At 44.1% G+C, this 19,355-nt stretch carries 19 protein-coding genes and 4 tRNA genes; 9 read left to right on the forward strand and 14 right to left on the reverse strand.

Annotation, left to right across the window (positions count from 1 at the left end; all coding sequences use genetic code 11):
• Window positions 1-170: 170 nt before the first annotated feature.
• The 5 genes from AC6CHI_RS07800 to rnr are packed head-to-tail and all read right to left on the reverse strand — an operon-like array spanning window position 171 to window position 6,353.
• Complete coding sequence (locus tag AC6CHI_RS07800; RefSeq protein ID WP_498120490.1) at window positions 171-611, reverse strand: hypothetical protein; 441 nt, start codon at window positions 609-611, stop codon at window positions 171-173.
• A gap of 16 nt (window positions 612-627) precedes the next feature.
• On the reverse strand, window positions 628-834 hold the full coding sequence (locus AC6CHI_RS07805) for a YheV family putative metal-binding protein (RefSeq protein ID WP_458891650.1): 207 nt from the start codon (window positions 832-834) through the stop codon (window positions 628-630).
• A 38-nt stretch (window positions 835-872) separates the two neighbouring features.
• Window positions 873-2,912 (reverse strand): M3 family metallopeptidase, encoded by a 2,040-nt coding sequence (locus AC6CHI_RS07810; RefSeq protein ID WP_498120492.1) that lies wholly within the window; start codon window positions 2,910-2,912, stop codon window positions 873-875.
• Window positions 2,913-2,971: 59 nt separating this feature from the next.
• Window positions 2,972-3,859 carry a VanW family protein gene (locus tag AC6CHI_RS07815; RefSeq protein WP_498120494.1) on the reverse strand — a complete coding sequence of 296 codons (888 nt, stop codon included), beginning with the start codon at window positions 3,857-3,859 and terminating at the stop codon, window positions 2,972-2,974.
• 52 nt (window positions 3,860-3,911) lie between these two features.
• The gene (rnr, locus tag AC6CHI_RS07820) at window positions 3,912-6,353 is read right to left on the reverse strand and encodes a ribonuclease R (RefSeq protein WP_498120496.1); all 2,442 of its coding nucleotides are present in this window, start codon (window positions 6,351-6,353) and stop codon (window positions 3,912-3,914) included.
• A 265-nt stretch (window positions 6,354-6,618) separates the two neighbouring features.
• Here rnr and AC6CHI_RS07825 point away from each other — a divergent pair.
• The 7 genes from AC6CHI_RS07825 (at window position 6,619) to AC6CHI_RS07855 (ending at window position 8,910) form a co-directional block, all read left to right on the forward strand.
• Window positions 6,619-6,708 (forward strand) — tRNA-Ser (locus AC6CHI_RS07825).
• 14 nt (window positions 6,709-6,722) lie between these two features.
• Window positions 6,723-6,799 (forward strand) — tRNA-Arg (locus AC6CHI_RS07830).
• Between the two features lie 48 nt (window positions 6,800-6,847).
• Window positions 6,848-6,924 (forward strand) — tRNA-Arg (locus AC6CHI_RS07835).
• Window positions 6,925-7,082: 158 nt separating this feature from the next.
• Window positions 7,083-7,274 carry a hypothetical protein gene (locus AC6CHI_RS07840; protein ID WP_458891646.1) on the forward strand — a complete coding sequence of 64 codons (192 nt, stop codon included), beginning with the start codon at window positions 7,083-7,085 and terminating at the stop codon, window positions 7,272-7,274.
• 165 nt (window positions 7,275-7,439) lie between these two features.
• Window positions 7,440-7,516, forward strand: a tRNA-Arg gene (locus AC6CHI_RS07845).
• A 209-nt stretch (window positions 7,517-7,725) separates the two neighbouring features.
• Window positions 7,726-8,229, forward strand: a complete 504-nt coding sequence (locus AC6CHI_RS07850; protein ID WP_458891959.1) for a YcxB family protein — start codon at window positions 7,726-7,728, stop codon at window positions 8,227-8,229.
• Between the two features lie 33 nt (window positions 8,230-8,262).
• Window positions 8,263-8,910: a fumarylacetoacetate hydrolase family protein gene (locus tag AC6CHI_RS07855; protein ID WP_498120559.1), complete on the forward strand. Its 648-nt coding sequence runs from the start codon at window positions 8,263-8,265 to the stop codon at window positions 8,908-8,910.
• Between the two features lie 44 nt (window positions 8,911-8,954).
• Here the strand turns inward: AC6CHI_RS07855 and AC6CHI_RS07860 are convergent, their stop codons facing one another.
• Complete coding sequence (locus AC6CHI_RS07860; RefSeq protein ID WP_498120498.1) at window positions 8,955-9,761, reverse strand: AraC family transcriptional regulator; 807 nt, start codon at window positions 9,759-9,761, stop codon at window positions 8,955-8,957.
• Window positions 9,762-9,876: 115 nt separating this feature from the next.
• Here AC6CHI_RS07860 and AC6CHI_RS07865 point away from each other — a divergent pair, with 115 nt between their 5' ends.
• Window positions 9,877-10,818: a DMT family transporter gene (locus AC6CHI_RS07865; RefSeq protein ID WP_498120500.1), complete on the forward strand. Its 942-nt coding sequence runs from the start codon at window positions 9,877-9,879 to the stop codon at window positions 10,816-10,818.
• Window positions 10,819-10,901: 83 nt separating this feature from the next.
• Here AC6CHI_RS07865 and AC6CHI_RS07870 read toward each other — a convergent pair whose 3' ends face one another.
• The 4 genes from AC6CHI_RS07870 to AC6CHI_RS07885 all read right to left on the reverse strand — a co-directional run bounded on the left by AC6CHI_RS07870 (window position 10,902) and on the right by AC6CHI_RS07885 (window position 15,189).
• Entirely contained in the window at window positions 10,902-11,390 is a 489-nt protein-coding gene (locus tag AC6CHI_RS07870) for a hypothetical protein (RefSeq protein WP_498120502.1), read from the reverse strand.
• A gap of 74 nt (window positions 11,391-11,464) precedes the next feature.
• Window positions 11,465-12,493 (reverse strand): linear amide C-N hydrolase, encoded by a 1,029-nt coding sequence (locus AC6CHI_RS07875; RefSeq protein WP_498120503.1) that lies wholly within the window; start codon window positions 12,491-12,493, stop codon window positions 11,465-11,467.
• A 17-nt stretch (window positions 12,494-12,510) separates the two neighbouring features.
• Window positions 12,511-13,671 carry a TIGR00341 family protein gene (locus AC6CHI_RS07880; RefSeq protein WP_458891641.1) on the reverse strand — a complete coding sequence of 387 codons (1,161 nt, stop codon included), beginning with the start codon at window positions 13,669-13,671 and terminating at the stop codon, window positions 12,511-12,513.
• Window positions 13,672-13,938: 267 nt separating this feature from the next.
• Complete coding sequence (locus AC6CHI_RS07885; RefSeq protein ID WP_458891640.1) at window positions 13,939-15,189, reverse strand: YihY family inner membrane protein; 1,251 nt, start codon at window positions 15,187-15,189, stop codon at window positions 13,939-13,941.
• A gap of 112 nt (window positions 15,190-15,301) precedes the next feature.
• Between AC6CHI_RS07885 and wrbA the strand changes: the two genes are divergently transcribed.
• The gene (wrbA, locus tag AC6CHI_RS07890; protein ID WP_498120505.1) at window positions 15,302-15,898 is read left to right on the forward strand and encodes an NAD(P)H:quinone oxidoreductase; all 597 of its coding nucleotides are present in this window, start codon (window positions 15,302-15,304) and stop codon (window positions 15,896-15,898) included.
• A 44-nt stretch (window positions 15,899-15,942) separates the two neighbouring features.
• Here the strand turns inward: wrbA and AC6CHI_RS07895 are convergent, their stop codons facing one another.
• The 4 genes from AC6CHI_RS07895 to AC6CHI_RS07910 all read right to left on the reverse strand — a co-directional run bounded on the left by AC6CHI_RS07895 (window position 15,943) and on the right by AC6CHI_RS07910 (window position 19,267).
• Window positions 15,943-16,311, reverse strand: coding sequence for a hypothetical protein (locus tag AC6CHI_RS07895; protein WP_458891638.1), 369 nt, complete (start codon window positions 16,309-16,311; stop codon window positions 15,943-15,945).
• Window positions 16,312-16,547: 236 nt separating this feature from the next.
• A complete protein-coding gene (locus tag AC6CHI_RS07900) occupies window positions 16,548-17,627 on the reverse strand; it encodes a sensor domain-containing diguanylate cyclase (protein WP_498120507.1) in 1,080 nt (359 codons plus the stop codon).
• A 260-nt stretch (window positions 17,628-17,887) separates the two neighbouring features.
• Window positions 17,888-18,463, reverse strand: coding sequence for a xanthine phosphoribosyltransferase (locus AC6CHI_RS07905; protein WP_498120509.1), 576 nt, complete (start codon window positions 18,461-18,463; stop codon window positions 17,888-17,890).
• Window positions 18,464-18,553: 90 nt separating this feature from the next.
• Window positions 18,554-19,267 carry a DUF3108 domain-containing protein gene (locus tag AC6CHI_RS07910; RefSeq protein ID WP_498120511.1) on the reverse strand — a complete coding sequence of 238 codons (714 nt, stop codon included), beginning with the start codon at window positions 19,265-19,267 and terminating at the stop codon, window positions 18,554-18,556.
• Window positions 19,268-19,355: the final 88 nt, after the last annotated feature.

Here is a 19,355-nt window from a genome sequence, read left to right on the forward strand (position 1 = left end):
GGCATATTTCCAACAGCCATCCTGATCAGTAGACTGGTCTGTAAAGCAAGTAGTTAAAAACAGGCGTGTGGGTGACTCAAGGAGGGACTGGTATTGAAAGCGATCTCAGACCGAGTTTTGGCTTCAATTCGGTTAGCTCTATGCAAAGCTAACCGAATTGTGAAGGGAGGTTACTGGGCTTGTGCCAGCTGTGCTTCCAGCAATTTAATTTGTTCTTCTTTTAAGGCAATCAGATCATCAGCATCTTTATGTTGAGCTTTGAGCATTTGTTCTTGCTCATTCAGTTGGACCTGAATGTCATCCAGTTTGGCGATTTCTTCTTTGGCTAAAGACGTATTTTGCGGAATATCTTGTTTGAGAATAGCTTCATCGACCAATTGAGCAGGAGGTTCAGCTCCTATTGCGCTTGCTGTAGACGCAGCCTGTTCCGCTACAGGCGCAGCTTGTTTCTCGGCGGGCTGAGCGGCTCTAGCCACAGGTGGCTGTTCGATTTCATGCTTTGGTTGAGCCGAAGTCATCCACTGGTAGGCTAAAAAAATTGCCACCACTGCGGTGAGTCCTGCAATGATCCCCATTAAAAGTTTTGAATTTTGTCTTTGATCTAGCGTCATGACTGAAACCTTGTCGTTATTTGGGCTGACGAGGTTGGAACTGAATGACCCCAATTTCGTCTGGATGTTCAGGTTCAGCAGGTTCGACATGGGTCGGACGCTTTTCTGAATATGCACAGTCGATACATTCAATCCACTCGTCATCCACAGTAGTGAACTTAACCACACGATCTAACGCACCACATTTAGGGCATTTTGCGCCCGCGATGAACTGTCTTTTCATGTCAGTTAATTACACCCTGTGAACAATAATGACGTAGTTTAAGCGGTTTTATCAGCGTTCGTCCAACCTTGATGACGTAATAATGCATCTATTTTTGGTTCACGTCCGCGGAAATTGATAAATGCATCAAGAGCTGTATCTTTTCCGCCAACTGCTAGAATAAACTGACGGAACTCTTTGCCAGTCGCAGTATTAAAAATGCCTTCTTGTTCGAAACGATCAAAGGCATCGCTGGCTAAAACTTCCGCCCATTTATAAGAATAATAGCCCGCTGCATAACCACCTGCGAAAATGTGACTAAAACTGTGCTGGAAGCGGTTATAAGCCGTAGTCGGAGCAACGGCATATTGCTGTCGAATCTGATCAAGCGTTGTTTGAATCCCAGCAGCATTCAGGGCCGGATGGGCGCGGTGAATATTGAGGTCAAATAAGGCAAATTCGATTTGACGTAGAGTCTGCATACCCGACTGGAAGAAGCGGGCATCGAGTAAGGCTTTGAGTAACGAGTCCGGTAAAACCGCTTTGCTTTCAATATGCTCACTGAGTAAATCTAAGCTTTCCTTGTCCCATGTCCAAAATTCCATAAACTGACTTGGCAATTCCACTGCATCCCAAGCCACCCCATGGGTCCCTGCCACAGAGATCTGGTCGACCTCAGTCAGCATGTGGTGTAAGCCGTGTCCAAATTCATGGAATAAAGTCGTGACTTCATCGTGGGTGAGTAAGGCTGCCTGATCTGCAATCGGAGGGGTGAAGTTACACACCATGTAGCAAATCGGTTTTTGTAAGCCTTGTGCGGTTTGCATACGGGAACGGAAGCCGCTCATCCATGCACCACCGCGTTTACCATTGCGTGCGTATAAATCGAAATAGAAGCCACCCAGCACTTTGCCTTGGTCTTCTAATTCAAAATACTGGGCATCAGGATGCCAGACAGGGGCTTCACGTTGAATGATTTGAATGCCATACAAACGTTCGACAATGCTGAATAAACCTTGAATGATTTTCGGGGCTGGAAAATACGGTTTTAAATCTTCTTGCGAAAGATTGAATTGCTGGACCTTGAGTTTTTCTGAATAGAAACTGGTATCCCATGGCTGTAATTCTTGAATGCCATCTTGCAGGGCAATGGCTTTTAATTCTGCAATTTCACGTTCTGCAGGTGCGCGGGCATGTTGTGCCAGTTCAACCAAAAATTGGGCTACGCTATCGACATCAGGTGCCATTTTGCTGGCGAGGGAGAGTTCGGCATAGTTATTGAAACCGAGCAATTGTGCCATTTCCTGACGCAGACTCAGGATTTCTTCCATCACTGGAGTATTGTCAAATTCAGCTTGCTCGGCTTGGTCTGAGGCACGCGTGGTGTAGGCACGGTACAACTCTTCCCGCAGGGCGCGGTCTTCCGCATAAGTCATAATCGCCAAATAGGCGGGAATATCCAAAGTGGCTACAGCCTGATCGAGCTCGCGCTGCTGACCATACTGTTTTAATAGTTCAATGCTGCTTGCAGGTAAACCTTTAAGCTGTTCTTTAGTTAAAGGTTTAAAATAAGCTTGAGAAGCATCCAAGACATGATTGGAAAAGTCGGAAGACAGTTGCGATAAGCGAGCTGAAATTTCAGCATAGCGTTTTTTCGCTTCACCTTCTAACGCCACCCCTGACAGTTTGAAGTCACGCAAGGCCAGCTTGATGGCACTTTGCTGTGCCACAGCAAGTTGCGCAAACTCGGGGGCATCATGCACATGTTGATAGGTCTGATACAGCACGGTGTGTTGCCCCAGAGCCGTGTAATATTCACTGAGGGCTGGGAGTAAGGACTGATACAACTCGCGCGTTTCAGTATTGTTCATTACCGCATTGAGATGGGACAAAATACCCCATGACTCGCTCATATTATTTTCCAGTTCATCAACTTCAGTTAAGACATCAAGTTGCGCTTGATGCTGAGCGGGAACCGTACTTAATTCTGCTAAAAACTGCTGACCGTGTTGAATGGCTTGTTCGATTTTTTGTTTTAATTCGCTAAGCTGAATGTGATCAAACTGAGGAACAGGAAGGGTTGCTTGATCTAAGTGCATTTATAATCGCCATATGATTTTGAACTTATCTCTAGATGTAGGGATGATGAGCGCGGAAATCAAGGTTTAATTGCTTTAGTTTTCACATCTGACTCAAATTCAGCCCAAGAGGCATAAGATTGGTCAATCTGCTGCGGGGTATATAGAACCTTGGCAAAATTTTTGGTCATACATTCGGTCGAGAGAATCTCGCCACTTTTGTACTTTTCTTTGCGATGCCGCCAAATTTCATTCTGACGATAATAATCTTGACCGATGCTCAGGAAAGCATGATTCTGCTCAAACACATGATAGACATAGCCCAAATCTACCGAGCAGCGCAGTTCACCTTCCAGACATTTTTCACTAAACCACAACCGAATTTGAAAGCTATGTGGCGTCGGATTATAAAATTGATAATCGATATAGTTATAAAAGATGGCCGCCCCACTGCCAAACGGTAAAACACGCCCTTGATCGGGGAAGGGGTCAAAGGAGTGTTGTGCCCGTTGTACTACTTGTAAGGGGCTATGTAGCACCAACCAATGTATCAGATTGGCAATTTGACAAATGCCACCGCCAATCCCGCCACGGGCTTGGCCAAAACTGAGTTCCATGCCTTCAACATAGCCTTTGGCCTGTGTGGGTTGTCCGACCAATTGGCAGAAGGAAAAGGTTTGCTGGGGATGAATCAAGATACCTGAAATACAGGGGCTGGCAATTTTCAGGTTGATGACTTTGTTATGCTGCCAGTGTTGTTCGCTGTCGCCTAATTTACGGATCAAGACCGATTGATGTTTTTTCACCCGATACGGCAAGGGTATTGGGCACTTTTGTTGGGCATAAGCCTTACCATCGGTTTTCCATTGCCAATAGCGGAGTGCACGTCGGCTACGCGTTGCTAAAAAGTAAAACAGCGGATGATACTGACTGATGGGTTTGTTGAGAAATAATCGAAAAATATTCATAAGCGTGGATATAAAAGGTGTTAAGACCTTGGGTCTTAACACCTATGCAATATTATTCATTCCGCGATTTAGCGTTGGCTTTTTTCTTTTTGGCTTTGCTCTTTTTCTTGGCCTTATCCTTGCTTTTCACATCGGTCTTATCCGATGTTTTCTTGTCGGCTTTTTTGCCGTAAGCGCTTGGTTTAGGCTTGGCTTTCTTTTTCGCAACAGCTTGATCACCTGATTCTCGCGCTTCCGTTGGGGCTTTTGCGGCACGTGGGTTAAAGGTTTCTTCTTTCACTTGTGCCGGTGCTGTCTTAGCGACCCGCGGAGCACGGCTGCGTACAGCGCGACCTGCATGGGTAAGTTGCTGAACGAGTTCAAAATCAATTTTTCGCTCTTCCAGATTCACCCCAGCCACTTTAATTTTGACTTCATCGCCTAAACCAAAGGTTTGACCACGATTTTGCCCAACCAGACTTTGACTGACTTGGTCAAATACAAAGAAGTCATCCCCTAATTGGCTGACATGTACCATGCCGTCGACATAGAAGTCTTTCAGGGTCACAAATAAACCAAATTCAGCCACTGCTGAAATGACACCGACAAATTCATCGCCCAAGTGCTGTTGCATATAGTGGCACTTTAACCACATGGTCACCGAGCGAGAGGCTTCATCAGCACGACGTTCGGTTTGAGAGAAATGCTCGCCTGCATCATCCAGTGCCGCCCCTGAAAGCGGGAACGGTTTGCCAGCCAATTTGGCTTTAATGGCACGGTGCAACAATAAATCTGGGTAACGACGAATTGGAGAAGTGAAGTGCGTATAAGCTTCATAGGCCAAACCGTAATGTCCGGCATTTTTGGCGCCGTAATAGGCTTGCATCATGGAACGCAGTAACACAGCATGAATACTTGGCGCATCAATACGGTCTTTGGTCGCTTCAATTACCGCCTGATAGTCAGCTTGGGTCGGCTGGTCTGGGAATTTCAGTCCCAACAGTTTGACAAAATCGCGGACTTTTTGAATACGTGAAAACTCAGGTGGCTCATGCACACGATACAGCATTGGAATGTCATGCTCGAGTGCAAATTCAGCCGCAGCCACATTCGCCAATAACATACATTCTTCAATCAGTTTGTGCGCATCGTTACGGGTACGCGGCAGAATTTCGTTAATACCGCCCAAGTCATCAAAGGTCATGTAGGTTTCGACCGTTTCAAACTCCATGGCATGACGTTTACCACGTAAATCTTTCAGTACCTGATAAAGCTGCAATAAGGTATTGAGGGATTTGCGGACGTCTCGATCTTCAGGCACCGCAGCACTGTCCCCATCAAAATATTGTGCCACTTGGGTATAGGTTAGACGGGCTTTGGAATGCATGACCGAAGGATAGAATTCAAAACCAGTCACACGACCTGAACGGGAAAGTTTTAAATCACAGACCATACACAACCGGTCCACATGTGGATTTAAAGAACACAGTCCATTGGAAAGGGCTTCAGGCAGCATCGGCAAGACAAAGTGTGGGAAATAGACTGAAGTCCCACGTTCTTGTGCTTCATCATCTAGCGGTTTACCGATCCGCACATAATGGCTGACATCCGCAATGGCCACCACCACACGGTAGCCGCCACCTGCACGTTTCTCTGCATATACGGCATCGTCAAAGTCACGTGCATCTTCACCATCAATAGTAACTAATGGTAGATCACGTAAATCGATGCGACCTTCGCGGTCTTGGGCATTGGGCTCTTTAAAACTTTCCGCTTCTTTGAGTACCTCTTCAGGGAACTCATACGGCAAACCAAATTCTAAAATGGTTTGCGGAATAATGATTTCCGTATCCGCCTTGTCTGCCATGGACTGGACTACATGGCCAGTCGCAAATTCTTCACGGGTTGGATAATCATCAATCGCCACACGGACCGAGTCACCCAGTTTCAGCTGTGCATGCTCGATCAGCTCTTTTTCTAAAGTAATTGGCTGGTGCGCATTCGGATTGCCCGGTTGAATAAAGTATTCACCGTCATGTTGCGAAACTTTACCAATGATCTGTTTCACACGACGTTGCACGACTTCCGAGATGAAGCCCCAAGCTTTACCTTTACGGTCCACCGAAGTTTGCTGCACTTTTACGCGATCGCCATTAAAGACTTGGCGCAGTTCACGTTCAGGCAGGAGCAAATCGTCATGTCCAGCAATGTTGGCTGTACCAAAACCCTTGCTATTAATATAGACCGTAGCTTCATAGCTCGGTTGATCAGCCATACGCTGGAATTTAAAGCCATCTTTCATCAATTGGCCATCACGTACCATAGCAATGAGACGATGACTTAAGGCATCAATACTTTTTTGATCGGCAATTTGGAAGTGTTCCACTAAGTCAGCATGAGATTGTGGCGCGTTTAATTGTTCTATGGTTTCTAAAATGAGCGTACGGCTCGGAATAGGATTTTCGTAGCGTTCGGCTTCTGCCTTGGCTTCAGGATCGACCCAATTTTTCATCATGGATTTGGTTTTGTGTCAGAAGATAGGATTAGCATAAGACATGCTGCGTCAGACTGCACGTAAATGATTGCAATAATGTGTTTTTCCACAGGCAGTGGGCGGTGAAAGACTAAATTCTGCGTGTGATAAGCGCAGTTGTAGAGTAAATTCTGTTCAAGTTGGAGTGAATTGTTTAAAAAGTATTTAATTGAGCAAAAAAATGCAAAAAAAAGAGCGGCTGTGCTTGCAGTACTAGGGTTAAGTTTGTATTATGGCGGCACGTTACGGTGAGATGGGTGAGTGGCTGAAACCACATCCCTGCTAAGGATGCATACGGGCAACTGTATCGAGGGTTCGAATCCCTCTCTCACCGCCAACTTTACTTATGTCGCGCTCATAGCTCAGCTGGATAGAGCACTTGGCTACGAACTAAGGGGTCGGGAGTTCGAATCTCTCTGAGCGCACCAATAAGTAAACTGTATGTAACGTATCGCCTGAATTGGCACACAAGTAATGCGCTCATAGCTCAGCTGGATAGAGCACTTGGCTACGAACTAAGGGGTCGGGAGTTCGAATCTCTCTGAGCGCACCAACTTGAACAATAAACCGCACATGTTGCGGTTTTTTTGTGTCTGAAATTTAATGCATTTCTTTAATACGACAACCGTTGTCGTCATGCTTGCACGGAACTCTTCTCCTAGATCACATGGCTTTGTATAGTCTGTGCAATAACAAGAACAGGAAGGCAGCATGATATTCAGTGATGGTTACTACCAATATTTATGGCTAGAAAATGCCTATTGGATGGGGCAACATGATTGCGATACCTGCTTTGATGAACTGATTGGTGAAGCGGGTTTATTTAAAATTATGCAGAGTCAGGAATATGTTTGGTTATGTTCTGGTTGCCAACAGCGTTTACAGAGCATTTCGGTCAATTAAATTTTGGCAATCATGCGACTCAATGTACTACATCATAATCTGATCTGTATTAAAACTGCACTTTTAGGCATGAATCGTCCATTATCTAGGCATATGTTTGCAATTTTGTGAAAAAAGACTTATCAAAATGAAAAAAACACGTATAATTCGCTCCATCAAGACGTCGCGCTCATAGCTCAGCTGGATAGAGCACTTGGCTACGAACTAAGGGGTCGGGAGTTCGAATCTCTCTGAGCGCACCAACTTGATTGCATAGATATTGAAACAATACTATGCCAAAAAAAAAAGCCGCATTTTTTGCGGTTTTTTTGTGCCTAAAATAATTCAAAAGCATGTCGATTTCATGACAACGCTCAAATCTGTTCTTGCTGAACCGTGGTGAAAAGCATAAAGAAAAGCTGAAATTTGGTGTACTATGGTGCAGTCTCGTTTTCAGATTGATGATGGATTTATGTCAGACAGCAAGCCTGCCTTATCTTTACGTTACTATTTAAACCTTGAAGAATCTCAGGATGGCTTTGCCTTAGCCACCTTCGGTAAAAAACTATTTACCCGTTTTATTACCCCATTGATTAGTATTGCAATTATTGGTTGGGGCATTTATTTGGGCTTGACTGGCGTGGGACGCTATTACGTTGCACTCGGCGTATTTTTCTTGGTGTTGCAGCTGGTTTTACGTTATTGGTTTTTGCCGATGATGTTTAAGCGTCAGTTTGTGAAATATCAATTTGGAAAAAGCGAGCAAGGCATAGATTTGTATCAGGAACATGCGGATATTTATGCCAATGGTCGTAAAAAAGTGGTGCATTACCACGAAGTACAGAATTTTGCGGTCGGCAAACTGACCTATATGCTTGAATTAAAAAATCGTACCGTAGTGATTGTACCGAAACGGGCTTTTGCAGCGCCTGAAGATCAAAGCATATTTGAAAATACCTTTAAGCATTTTAAATAATAAGATTTATTGTCACAACAAGTCGAAGGGAAGATCATGAGTACACGTCCATCTAAAATTGTCTGTGTGGGTCGTAGCTATGCAGACCATGCGAGAGAGTTGGGAAATGCCATTCCCGATCGTCCGGTATTGTTTATAAAGCCACCGAGCAGCTTAAAGGCATTGGAAGATGGAATTTCGTGGAATTCGGCTTGGGGCAGTTGTCACTATGAGTGTGAACTGACACTGCGCATTGATCGTGAACTGAAAGCGGAGACTGATCCGCTGAAAGCCTTACAAGCTGTGGGTGCAGTGACCTTAGGTTTGGATCTAACCTTGCGTGATTTACAGGATGATCTGAAGACAAAAGGTCAACCGTGGGAACGCGCCAAGGCCTTTGATGGCTCGTGTATGCTCGGAGATTGGATTCCAGTTTCCGATGTGGTGCAAGACTGGGACGCTGTGCATTACAGCTTGCAAGTGAACGATGAACTGCGCCAACAGGGCAATACCTCACATTTGATTTTTGATATCGGCACGTTATTGGCCGATATGAGTCAAGTCTTTACCCTAGAAGTGGGGGATGTGATTATGACGGGGACACCAGCAGGCGTGGCAGCACTACAAGCAGGGGATCAGCTGAAAATGACGCTCAAAGGTCAGCAACAAGACTATGTCTGGAACACCTTTGTTCAAGACTAAGTGTGAGATAACGATAAAAAAAGGACTGTTGATACAGTCTTTTTTTATTTTTGGGGATGCTCCGCTGCATACTCTTTACGAAATTGATCGGGCGTACAACGCATCCAGCGTTTGAATAAATTAATAAAAGCGGAAGCATTGGCATAGCCAAGATCTAGTGCAATACTTTCAACGGTTCTATTTTCATTCAGCATCGACATGGCTTTCATGACTTTAAAGCGCTGTCGCCATTCATTTAAAGACATCCCCAGTTCTTGCTGACAATACCGCGCCAGTGTGCGTTCAGTCATATTAATCCGTTGAGCTAACTGTGCCAGCGTACTCTGGTCGGCAGGAGATTGCTGCAGATAACTTAATAAACTGTGTAAGGCAGGATGCTGGGTGGTGGGTAAGTAACTGCCAACCCATTCAGCATGCCGCAGCTGATCTAAAAGCACATGTAATAAACGTAAATGTTCTGGATCATGATCGGGCAGAGGATGTTGCCGTAAATGATGTAGCAACGCTGGCACTAAAGCCGAAGTCAGTAAAATACCGGCCTGTTTAGGCAGGGCTGCACACAGGCTTTCATGTACGTACAAGGTGGAATGGGTCACATCAGTCCGGTTAATAGCTGCATGTTTTAAATTTGGAGGCAACCAAATACCATACGGCGGTGGCGTTAGAAAATGATGCTGATCAACCTTAACTTCCAATACACCATTCAAAGCATAAACAAACTCTCCCCAAGCGTGTTCATGCATGGGATAGCAAGATTCCGCAGGTGCATCGGAAATACGCAACCAGAGTGGGGCGGGTATTTCATCATTGGTGGGCATTGGATAATAGTCATGTTGTGCACGCGTAGGCATAGATCACCTCCACCAGATTTTGCCCGAAAAATAGCATGTTTTGTCTGTTTTGAAGTATATCTTATAAAAATGACAGAGCTATAGTGATTGCACTTGAATTTAGGTGGAGTAGAGCGTGAGTAATCGTCAGGCACTAGACAGTAAGGCCGCAAGCATCATGTTTGTGCTGTGTATTATTTGGGGCTTGCAGCAAGTGATTTTGAAAATGGCTGCACCAGATATTTCTGCCGTTATGCAAATTGCCTTGCGCTCAGGTCTGTCTGCACTGATGGTTTATCCCATGATTAAGCTGGCAGATGGGGCTTCTTTGTGGAGTCGTGATTATCTACCCGCAGGAATTTTGGTGGGGGTGCTCTTTGCATCGGAATTCTTTTTGGTGGCGCAGGCTTTACGTTTTACTTCTGCTTCACATACGGTGGTGCTGCTGTATACCGCCCCGATTTTTGTGGCCCTAGGTTTGCACTGGAAACTGCCTTCTGAGCGACTCAATATCGTGCAATGGAGTGGCATTGGACTTGCCTTTCTCGGTATCAGTGTTGCATTTTTATTGCATCCCGCAGGATCGCAAGCGGCCTCTGCAACGGCATTATGGGGCGATGCTTTGGCTTTACTGGCCGGTATTTTATGGGCTGCAACCACCATTGCTGTACGTTTAACTAAGCTGGCTGAAGCCCCAGCAACACAAACTTTATTTTATCAATTGCTGATCGCATTTTTGCTGTTATTCCCGTTGGCGTTTGCCATGGGGCAGGCGACGATTCATTGGACGCCTTTTGCGATTGGGAGTTTGTTGTTTCACACGATTATTGTGTCTTTTGCCAGTTATTTAATTTGGTTTTGGCTGCTGAAGCATTATTTAGCATCGCGCTTAGGGGTGTTTTCCTTTTTAACCCCATTGTTTGGCGTGATATTTGGTGTGGTATTGCTGGATGAAACAATCGAATTGAATTTCATTATTGGGACAATTTTGGTGATGCTTGGCATTCTGGTGGTGAGTTTGCAAGGTTGGCTGCAGTCACGTCATTTCTCCAAAACCTTAAAAGCAGACCCGTCGTAATTTGAGTGTGCTATTTGTTTGCTACAAACATAAAAAAAAGCCTGTATATGACAGGCTTTTTTTTATGTTGATTGAGCGTCAGATTAAGGCTGATATAAATTGATGAAAGCACGATAGGCAGAGGATTCTTGTCCATTACGATAGACGGCACGGGTAATATTGCCTTTATCGGTGACTAATTTCAGTTCAATATTTTTGGCATTTTTAAAAGTGCTTAAGAATGAACTCGGAACCACAATGTAATTCGATGAACGATGCGGAACCATGCGGTTGATATATTCATGCGTGGTGGCTGCTGCTGGCGTATAACTATACGGCTTCTGGTCAATTAAGAAGACAAACTGCTGAATGTCATAGTCTTCCTTGGCACTTGGCAGATAAGCGGTAATTTTTAAGTTACTACGTTCTTGCTCGTTCCAGGTGACTTTTATTGCAGGGCAAAGTTCATTTTGTGCACAAATGAGGAGTCCCGTAGAGGCAATATTGGGCGTTTGTGCTGAAGGTGTAGATGCACAGCCTGCGAGTCCCAGTATGGTCGCAAATCCAAGTAATGCGGTGTTTAATCTTTTCATGTTTAACCCTTTTAAATATAAATAGCTTGTCGTGCTAAAGTATTTCCCCAAAGAAAATGAACTGCCTTAGCCCATTATTCTGTTCCTAAAAATTGGAATGCTTTGCTTGTCTTAAAGTGTCTCGTGGCATCTCCAGCATAAACTCTGGCTTGATCTGCACCTAAATCGAGTTTCAGGACAGGTGAAGATTTAAAATCAATCGTCTTCAAATCGACCCAGAAGGTATTCGGTGAAACTGCCGATTCAAAAAAGTATAGCAAATTCTTGTGGTCAACAACCGTGCGCCAACGAGTTGATGAAATATTGGGTTCTTCTTCGGTATTTAGACCAAAAGGCACAGAGGCATTGCGAATCACGCTGAAGACGCTGGCAAGGCTGTGTTTGCTACTGGCATTTTTCGGAATAGCGTTAATATAAAAGGTAGCACGGGCAAAACGATCTGAGGCGCGGTTGGTGCCAGGTAAGAAAGTGGTTCCGCCAATCTGTTTCCAATATTCATTTAATGCCAATTGTTCAGCAAAAATTGGTGAATTGGTCATGACCTGATATTGAGCACTATGATGAATCACTTGCTTGCCATTGAGGTATTCAATAATGGCGCTATCCCCCGATGCATCGGAAAGCGACAGGTGCAAGGTGGCAAGTCGATTTTCCCCAGGAATATGGTCGGTCACCACAATAAAGGGTTCTTTTTCTAGGGCTTGAATGGCTTCCTTGACCGTCGCAAAATTGTCCAAAACGTATTGTGCCCATAGCGAAATACTCAAGGTGGGCTGAGTCTTATTTTTAATTTCAGGATATTGCGATTCGACCAGCCAGAGTAAATTTGCAGCAAGTCCTTTTTCATTGACGCCATCGGTGGTGGAGATGTCATAGCCTGTAGCTACCACACTGCCATATTTGGCTTTCCAATGTATCGATTGTGGTCCTGCTAAGCCACTTCGGGAAATGTTTTGCGGCAAAATCCATAGATTGGTGCCAACGTCGACTTTCCAGTCCATGGAGCGAGCGGTCATGACATTTTGATGATCACCATGATAGACCACTCGGGTGCAGGCTTGAACAGAGGTCTCCAGTAATAAGCCAGCGCTGATTATTGCCATGAAAAGTAAAGCTTTGCTCATGATTCATCCTGTTGTTTTAATATTTTTAGGGAGGGCTTTTCTGCTTTCGCTATATCTAAGGGAACAATTTTAGTGGGCTGGGTTTGAATAATTTGGACCGGAATAAAGCGAATCTGTACATAGGTGGGATGTCCTTTTCGGTCAGGACTTATACTGCGATTGAGTTCGTCAATTTTTGCGGTGGAGGGCGGTGCTACACCACGAATGAACACTCGGGCTAAGGTGAAATCCTGTTGGGAGTCAAATTGCACGGTATCAATAATATTGGTTTCGGTGTTCAGCTCTTGTGCCAGCTGGTCGGAAACTTTGGATTTATACAGTTCATTTTGAACAGAATAAATTAGGTTAAAAGTCAGATAGACGGCCAATATAAGCAGAATGATTAAACTGACCCAGTTACGTTTCGCAAATTCAAGATATTTGCTTCGGACTTCTTCGGTTGATCCGCGTCTAAAGCCTGCAATCCACAGCACCATGGCCGAACTGACTTGAATAGCAATAATATTGGTAAAGGTCAGTAAAAAGGCATTGGCTGAAAGGGTAAATTCAGCTCGGGATAATAAAATACCGCTGGCCACCAGAGGGGGAACCAAAGCGGTTGCCACTGCGACCCCAACAACGGCAACGGACAGTCGGGGTGAGACCGAGGCAAATGCACCGGCAGCACCACCTGCCAACGCAATCATGAGATCAAGTGAATTGGGGTGAGTACGCGCCAAAATTTCATCGGTAATGGCAATATTGGGGTGAATAATCCCGATTACAAAGCCAATACCGTAAATCATGATGATGCCGAGCGCCAAGGTTTTAAAGGCGGTTTTGAACAATATCCAGCGGCTATCTATCAAGGCCAGTGAAATCCCAGCAATCGGTCCCAGCATCATCGCCACCAACATTGCACCGATAACCACCGCTGTAGAGTTACTGAGTAAGCCGTAGGCAGCAATAATGGCTGCCAACGCATTCATAATGAAAAAGGTTTTACTCGGGAGAGCATCTGCTTGAATATTGAGACGAACCTGCTTATGGTCGATAATTTTAGAATTTTCTCGCATCGCTTGTTGATAGCGCAGCTTTTCTTTTAGATGCTCGAATTGTTCCTGTTGGGGCTTGTCTTCATCAATAATGATGGTCGGGGTTTCTTTTTTGTCTGTCATGGCGATTTCTCAACTGAATCACGCTAACAAAAGCAGTACTTGTGGGGGTTCTTGTTTTAAATCTTGTGGTTTGAGTCATTTTATCATTTGGTTTAATTGTTATTTTAGATGCTTATTTGATCATTTTATAGCGTGGAATTGAGAGAATTACGTAATCAAAATTGCAAAAGCTGGTGCGAGGAGCGGCCGAAAAAATGCAGCAGTTCAGCGTTTAGTTGCAAAAGTACCGAGATCAATAGCAGTGATCTCGGTCATCTTTATAGTCACTTAGCGTTGTTCAAAAATACTGGCTAAGGGCATGGCCAGTTTTGCCGATAAATAGTCATCCGCTTCTTCAAAGGCTGGGCCAATGCGTTGCATCCACTCATGATCATCGGGGTGAATATTTTTTACATCGGTTCGGCGTGGCAAGGTGTAGGGGAGTTGTTTATAAAAGCTCCAGAAATCAACCTGAGTAAGATTACGAACCAAGACATATTCATTATTGTCGGTGCGCTTGACCAAGTTTTGTTGTTCGAGCAGTAATACATAAATTGGCCAATGTCCAATTTCTTCACGCCCAAGCACATCTAAGGCTTCTTTGTCGGACATGCTTTCCCCACTTTGTTGCTTTAGATAAAACAACTGGAGTAAATCGAGCAGCATAATCACGGGATGACGTTTCTGTTCTTTACCGGTGTAGAAGGCGGTCAGAGCATAGCTAATTTCTACCCCTAACAGCACAATGTTCCAAGACAAGAAAATCCACAGTAGAAAAATCGGCAGCGCAGCAAATGCACCATAAATGATTTCGTAACTGGTGAAATTGGTCATGATAAACCCAAACAGGTTTTTCAATAATTCAAAAATACTGGCACTAAATATGCCTGCAATCATTGCCGCTTTGACAGGAACGCTGCGATTGGGAATAGTCCAATACAAGATAAAAAATCCCAAAATAGACAGCGAAAATGAAATCAGCCAAAGCAGAAAGGCGCCATCAACTTCATAGCCCGCAAAGTTATTGCTCAAAATATTCATGGAGGCCACGGTGGAGGACAGCACAAAGGCGCTGCCTAAAATAATCGGACCTAGTGAAATAATGGTCCAGTAGCGCATAAAACCAATCATTCCCCCCCGCTTTTCTTTAACCCGCCAGATCCGATTAAAGACATTTTCAATGCTGGTCAGCATCATCACTGTGGTGATAAAGAGAAATAAAACCCCGATGATGGTTAAGTTACTGGATTTATCGGTAAATGCGGACAGGACTTTGTCAAACGCGATGGTGGTTTTGGGTAAAAAATTACTGTAGATCAACTGCTGAAGTTGTTGCCGAGCCGGTTCTAATGCTTTTATTGATGAAATAATAACCAAAAAAACGGTGAGCATGGGTACCACTGCAAACAGCGTTGTATAGGTAAGAGAACCTGCTTGTTCACGGCATCGGTCTGCTTCAAAACGTCGAAGGACAAATAAAACAAACTGAAACCAAGTCTTGCTGTAAAAAGGCAGTCGTACTAAATACTTTTCTATCATGCGTTTCTAGTCTCAATTCTTCATCATTTTATAGTGTATTCACGCCCAAGCTTAACCAAAAAGTTGGAAAAATACCGTATAGTTTTCATTTTCTGCTTAGAACATCACGATTATGCAATCTTATGTCCTTGTTTTATATTACAGCAAATATGGCTCCACCAAAGAAATGGCACATTTAATTGCTAACGGAGTTGAGTCAACAGGGATGGCGGTCAAGATTCGTACCGTACCCAATTTAGCCACAGTGGTGACCGAAGCCGAGGCGAGTATTCCGGCTGAAGGGGATATTTATTGTAGTTTGGAAGATCTGCAATATTGTTCGGGTTTAGCTTTAGGTTCGCCCACCCGCTTTGGCAATATGGCCTCTGAAATGAAATATTTTTGGGATCAAACCACCAGTTTATGGTTAAGTGGTGCACTGCATGACAAGCCTGCGTGTGTCTTTACGGCTTCTGGGTCGATGCATGGTGGTCAAGAAAGTACGTTGTTGACTATGCTGCCCCCCCTGTTTCATCACGGCATGATGATTATGGGGCTGACCAATGCGCATGCGGCTTTATCGAATACCAAAACTGGAGGAACGCCCTATGGTGTTAGTCATGTGAGTGGACCACGCCATGACCAGCAATTGAGTCAGGATGAGAAAATCTTATGTGAGGCGCAGGGCCGCCGTTTGGCGACCATGGTGCAGCAACTACAGTCTGCTTAAGCTGGAAAATTGTAAATTTGCCAGAAGTCATCGCAATAAGCTTGCTATGACTTTTCTACCTGTGCTTTGAAGCGATGTTTACATTTTAAACATTTAAAATCGAGAAAAATATTCTTATCAATCACGACGCCCGCTTTTTTGCCAAAATAGTTGCCCAAAAAGCCGCCGGTAATGCCGACACTAATACCCCCAATAAAGGTTCCGACGGTTCCTCCGACAATCACACCGAGTGGCCCTGCGACGGCACCAATTGCAGCTCCCGTCGAAGCTCCTGTTGCAGCTCCACCCACGGTGCCCGCTGCGACACCCGCAGAACCCAGCAAAAGACCACTGGCTTTTTTCAGGTGTTGATCGTGGTCGCGTTTTTCAATTTCGCTAGAGCCACATTTGGGACAGAGAATCGTATTTTCCATAGATGATTTGCCTTTGCGTACTGTAACTTCAAATAAAGGGTCACAGCATAGTTTTATGAAGATCACACAGGCAAGCAGGACAACCCTGTATTGCTTGCACTTATCCTAAAAAGGGTAAGTATATGGATCTAGAGTAAATTCTAAATAAAAAACAGACTGATGTGTTTATAGGAGTTGTAAAAAATAGACCAAACCGACCTGAATCATGAAGAGAGCATGAAGTCTGTTGATGTATTTTATAGTCGTCCGATGGCATCCTTAAACACAGGAGGATCAAAATGAACCCGATTACGTCCTGCTTGTTTGGCTTGATATAAGGCTTTATCGGCGCGTTTTAATACGGCTTCTGCATCGTGATCCGATGTTTGTGCGGCAGCAACACCAATACTGACGGTAAAACAAATAATCTCTTCCTGATAGGGGAGCTGCATCGCTTCAATGGCCATCCGCAGTTGTTTAAACAGTCTAACAGCGTCTTTCGGGAAACGTGCCGGCAAAATAATGGCAAATTCTTCACCACCAATACGCGCCAGAAAATCATGTTCACCCAAATAGGCTTGAATATTTTCACACATGCGCTGTAGCACATAATCCCCAGCCTGATGACCATAAAAGTCATTCAAGGTTTTAAAATGATCAATATCAAGCACTCCAATACTGAACGGTGTATTGTTGCTAAAAAACAGCAGCATATTTTGGTCGCTTTCTTGAGCAAACATGCGTCGATTAAATGTGCCTGTCAGCTCATCGGTCGAGGTGAGTTTTTGCATATCCTGAATTTGCAGATGTAATCTAATATTCAGGGCAATCCAGTTGGCTAAACATTGTAAGCGCATGGCTTGCTCTTCGCTGTAATGGAACTTGGCCTGATCGGCAACATTTAAAGTTCCCAAGCAAATACCGTTATGCAGTAAAGGCGCATCCATACAAGACCCCATGCCATGTTGGGCCAGCATTTGGCAATCTAGTTCCTCAAACTGGCTTACATCGTCACAGATTCGCAAGCAGGCGGTCCGAAATACTCGTCCAACGAAGGTATTCTGAATTGGCATTTGAAAGTTGAGCGGAATCGCATGATTACCTGAAATGGAATAGAGTTTTAGAAAGTCATGGTCATCGTATAGGGTGATGCTGGTACGTTCGGCCTGAAATACATGAGAAATCCAAAATGCGATTTTGTCGAGAAGACTTTGTAGGGAATCTGTTTGTGCAAGGTCGTGAATAAAATTGGCAGGCAACTGAATATATTGATTGTGGCTAAGTTGGTTGAGTTGACTGGGGGGATAGACGCGCTCTGCATCGTGATTGTTGTTCATTGACACATAGTTCTCTGAATTAAATGGTCAGTATTGGGTATTATTTTGCAGTACTCAGGCATGCGTTATGGTCAGTGACTGGGCGAATCACGAAGGTTGATCATAACGAGGTTAAACCCGGCTTTTATAGTAAGTGTTTTTTGTGACTTTTTCAGGAAAATTGTGAAACCGGTCAGGATAAGTAGATCGAGTTGTTATTCTTAAAATTGTTGCCATAAAAAAGAGCGCAATAGCGCTCTTTTTTAATCAGCTTGGGCGGCTTAGTCGCGTTCAAACTCGACTGTGCCGTTTGTCAAAGATTTCACGCGAGCAAGAGACTCTACGCGATAGCCTTTTTCTAACAATAAAGCACGACCAGGCTGGAATGATTTTTCAATCACAATCCCAATCCCGACAACTTCTGCATTGGCTTGATGAATTAAATCAGCCAAACCTAAAGCGGCTTGACCATTGGCCAAGAAGTCATCAATTACTAAAACTTTATCGGTCGCACTGATGTGTTTGTTTGAAATCGCAATGGTGCTTTCAATCTGTTTAGTAAAAGAGAACACCTTAGAACGGTATAAGTCATCTTTTAAAGTTAAAGACTGATACTTACGTGCAAAAATCACAGGCACGCCGAGTTCTAAACCAGCCATCACCGCAGGCGCAATTCCTGAAGCTTCAATCGTAATGATTTTGGTGATGCCCGCATCTTTAAACAGACGCGCAAATTCTTGACCAATCTGTTGCATCATAACTGGGTCAATTTGGTGATTTAAGAAAGAATCGACTTTCAGAACTTGATCAGAGAGAACGATACCTTCTGCTAAGATTTTTTGTTCTAGTGCGTGCACGGGAGAATCCTCAGGGGCAGGTGCTTTTTCAAGCAAAAGCGTATTTTAAAAAGCACCTGAAAAAAATCAAGTAGAAATCATCAAAATGGCTTAATTCATGGGGCCTTTATAGTCAGTTAGCAATAAACCATAAGAAGACTTTCCATCTTGGTGGCTGACTTTAACAGGGAGGTAATCCAGTTTCGGTGCAAGCCAGAATGTGGTATCACGGCCTGGTTTATCATGTTTCATCACCACTTTCACGGTATCAAAGGTACCGTAAGAGGTTTTGACTTTTTCTGAACCTTGTTTAATAAATTGGCGCGACTCGACTTCTTTGGCATCGGCAATTAAATATGACGATTTCATGCCTACACCCTTTAAGTCCTCACGAATTTGCAATTCGGCATTGAGTTCATCCAGAGTACCTGCCTTCCAAGCAAAAGAGCGCGCTTTATCGTCTTTTTTGGTGTTGATGGTTTTCGCACTTGGGTTGAATTTAATGCTCATGGTGTTGTTATGCACTAAAATTTTGCTGGTACGACTAAAACTGTTCGAATTGATTTTACCGGCATTAAAGCTAAAACGGCTGGTTTCAGAAGCAGAGGCGATGGCGCCTGCTTTGGCCGCAAAAACATAGGTCCAGTTATTGCCAGACTTGCTTAAGGTACGAGTTGCCGAGCCCATGTTTTTGCCATTGTAGTTAAATTGATAACTTGCTTGGAATGGACTCATGGCGAATGCTTGGCTCGAGAAGCCTGTAAATAGCAATGTAGAGGCAATGCCTGTGGTCATTGCTATTGTTTTTAAAACATTGTTAGCCATTGCTGAAAGTGTTCCTATGAAGTTTGAAATAAGTGTATCTAAAGATTACACCAGTTTATTATGCCGCAGCATTATGAAGATAAAATCT

This window comes from Acinetobacter sp. GQ146 (genome assembly GCF_059758585.1).

Bases quoted from the DNA above. Each gene is read 5' to 3' on its own strand.
- AC6CHI_RS07800 (WP_498120490.1), bottom strand. From the start codon at position 611: ATGACGCTAGATCAAAGACAAAATTCAAAACTTTTAATGGGGATCATT.
- AC6CHI_RS07805 (WP_458891650.1), bottom strand. From the start codon at position 834: ATGAAAAGACAGTTCATCGCGGGCGCAAAATGCCCTAAATGTGGTGCG.
- AC6CHI_RS07810 (WP_498120492.1), bottom strand. From the start codon at position 2,912: ATGCACTTAGATCAAGCAACCCTTCCTGTTCCTCAGTTTGATCACATT.
- AC6CHI_RS07815 (WP_498120494.1), bottom strand. From the start codon at position 3,859: ATGAATATTTTTCGATTATTTCTCAACAAACCCATCAGTCAGTATCAT.
- rnr (WP_498120496.1), bottom strand. From the start codon at position 6,353: ATGATGAAAAATTGGGTCGATCCTGAAGCCAAGGCAGAAGCCGAACGC.
- AC6CHI_RS07840 (WP_458891646.1), top strand. From the start codon at position 7,083: ATGATATTCAGTGATGGTTACTACCAATATTTATGGCTAGAAAATGCC.
- AC6CHI_RS07850 (WP_458891959.1), top strand. From the start codon at position 7,726: ATGTCAGACAGCAAGCCTGCCTTATCTTTACGTTACTATTTAAACCTT.
- AC6CHI_RS07860 (WP_498120498.1), bottom strand. From the start codon at position 9,761: ATGCCTACGCGTGCACAACATGACTATTATCCAATGCCCACCAATGAT.
- AC6CHI_RS07870 (WP_498120502.1), bottom strand. From the start codon at position 11,390: ATGAAAAGATTAAACACCGCATTACTTGGATTTGCGACCATACTGGGA.
- AC6CHI_RS07875 (WP_498120503.1), bottom strand. From the start codon at position 12,493: ATGGCAATAATCAGCGCTGGCTTATTACTGGAGACCTCTGTTCAAGCC.
- AC6CHI_RS07880 (WP_458891641.1), bottom strand. From the start codon at position 13,671: ATGACAGACAAAAAAGAAACCCCGACCATCATTATTGATGAAGACAAG.
- AC6CHI_RS07885 (WP_458891640.1), bottom strand. From the start codon at position 15,189: ATGATAGAAAAGTATTTAGTACGACTGCCTTTTTACAGCAAGACTTGG.
- wrbA (WP_498120505.1), top strand. From the start codon at position 15,302: ATGCAATCTTATGTCCTTGTTTTATATTACAGCAAATATGGCTCCACC.
- AC6CHI_RS07895 (WP_458891638.1), bottom strand. From the start codon at position 16,311: ATGGAAAATACGATTCTCTGTCCCAAATGTGGCTCTAGCGAAATTGAA.
- AC6CHI_RS07900 (WP_498120507.1), bottom strand. From the start codon at position 17,627: ATGAACAACAATCACGATGCAGAGCGCGTCTATCCCCCCAGTCAACTC.
- AC6CHI_RS07910 (WP_498120511.1), bottom strand. From the start codon at position 19,267: ATGGCTAACAATGTTTTAAAAACAATAGCAATGACCACAGGCATTGCC.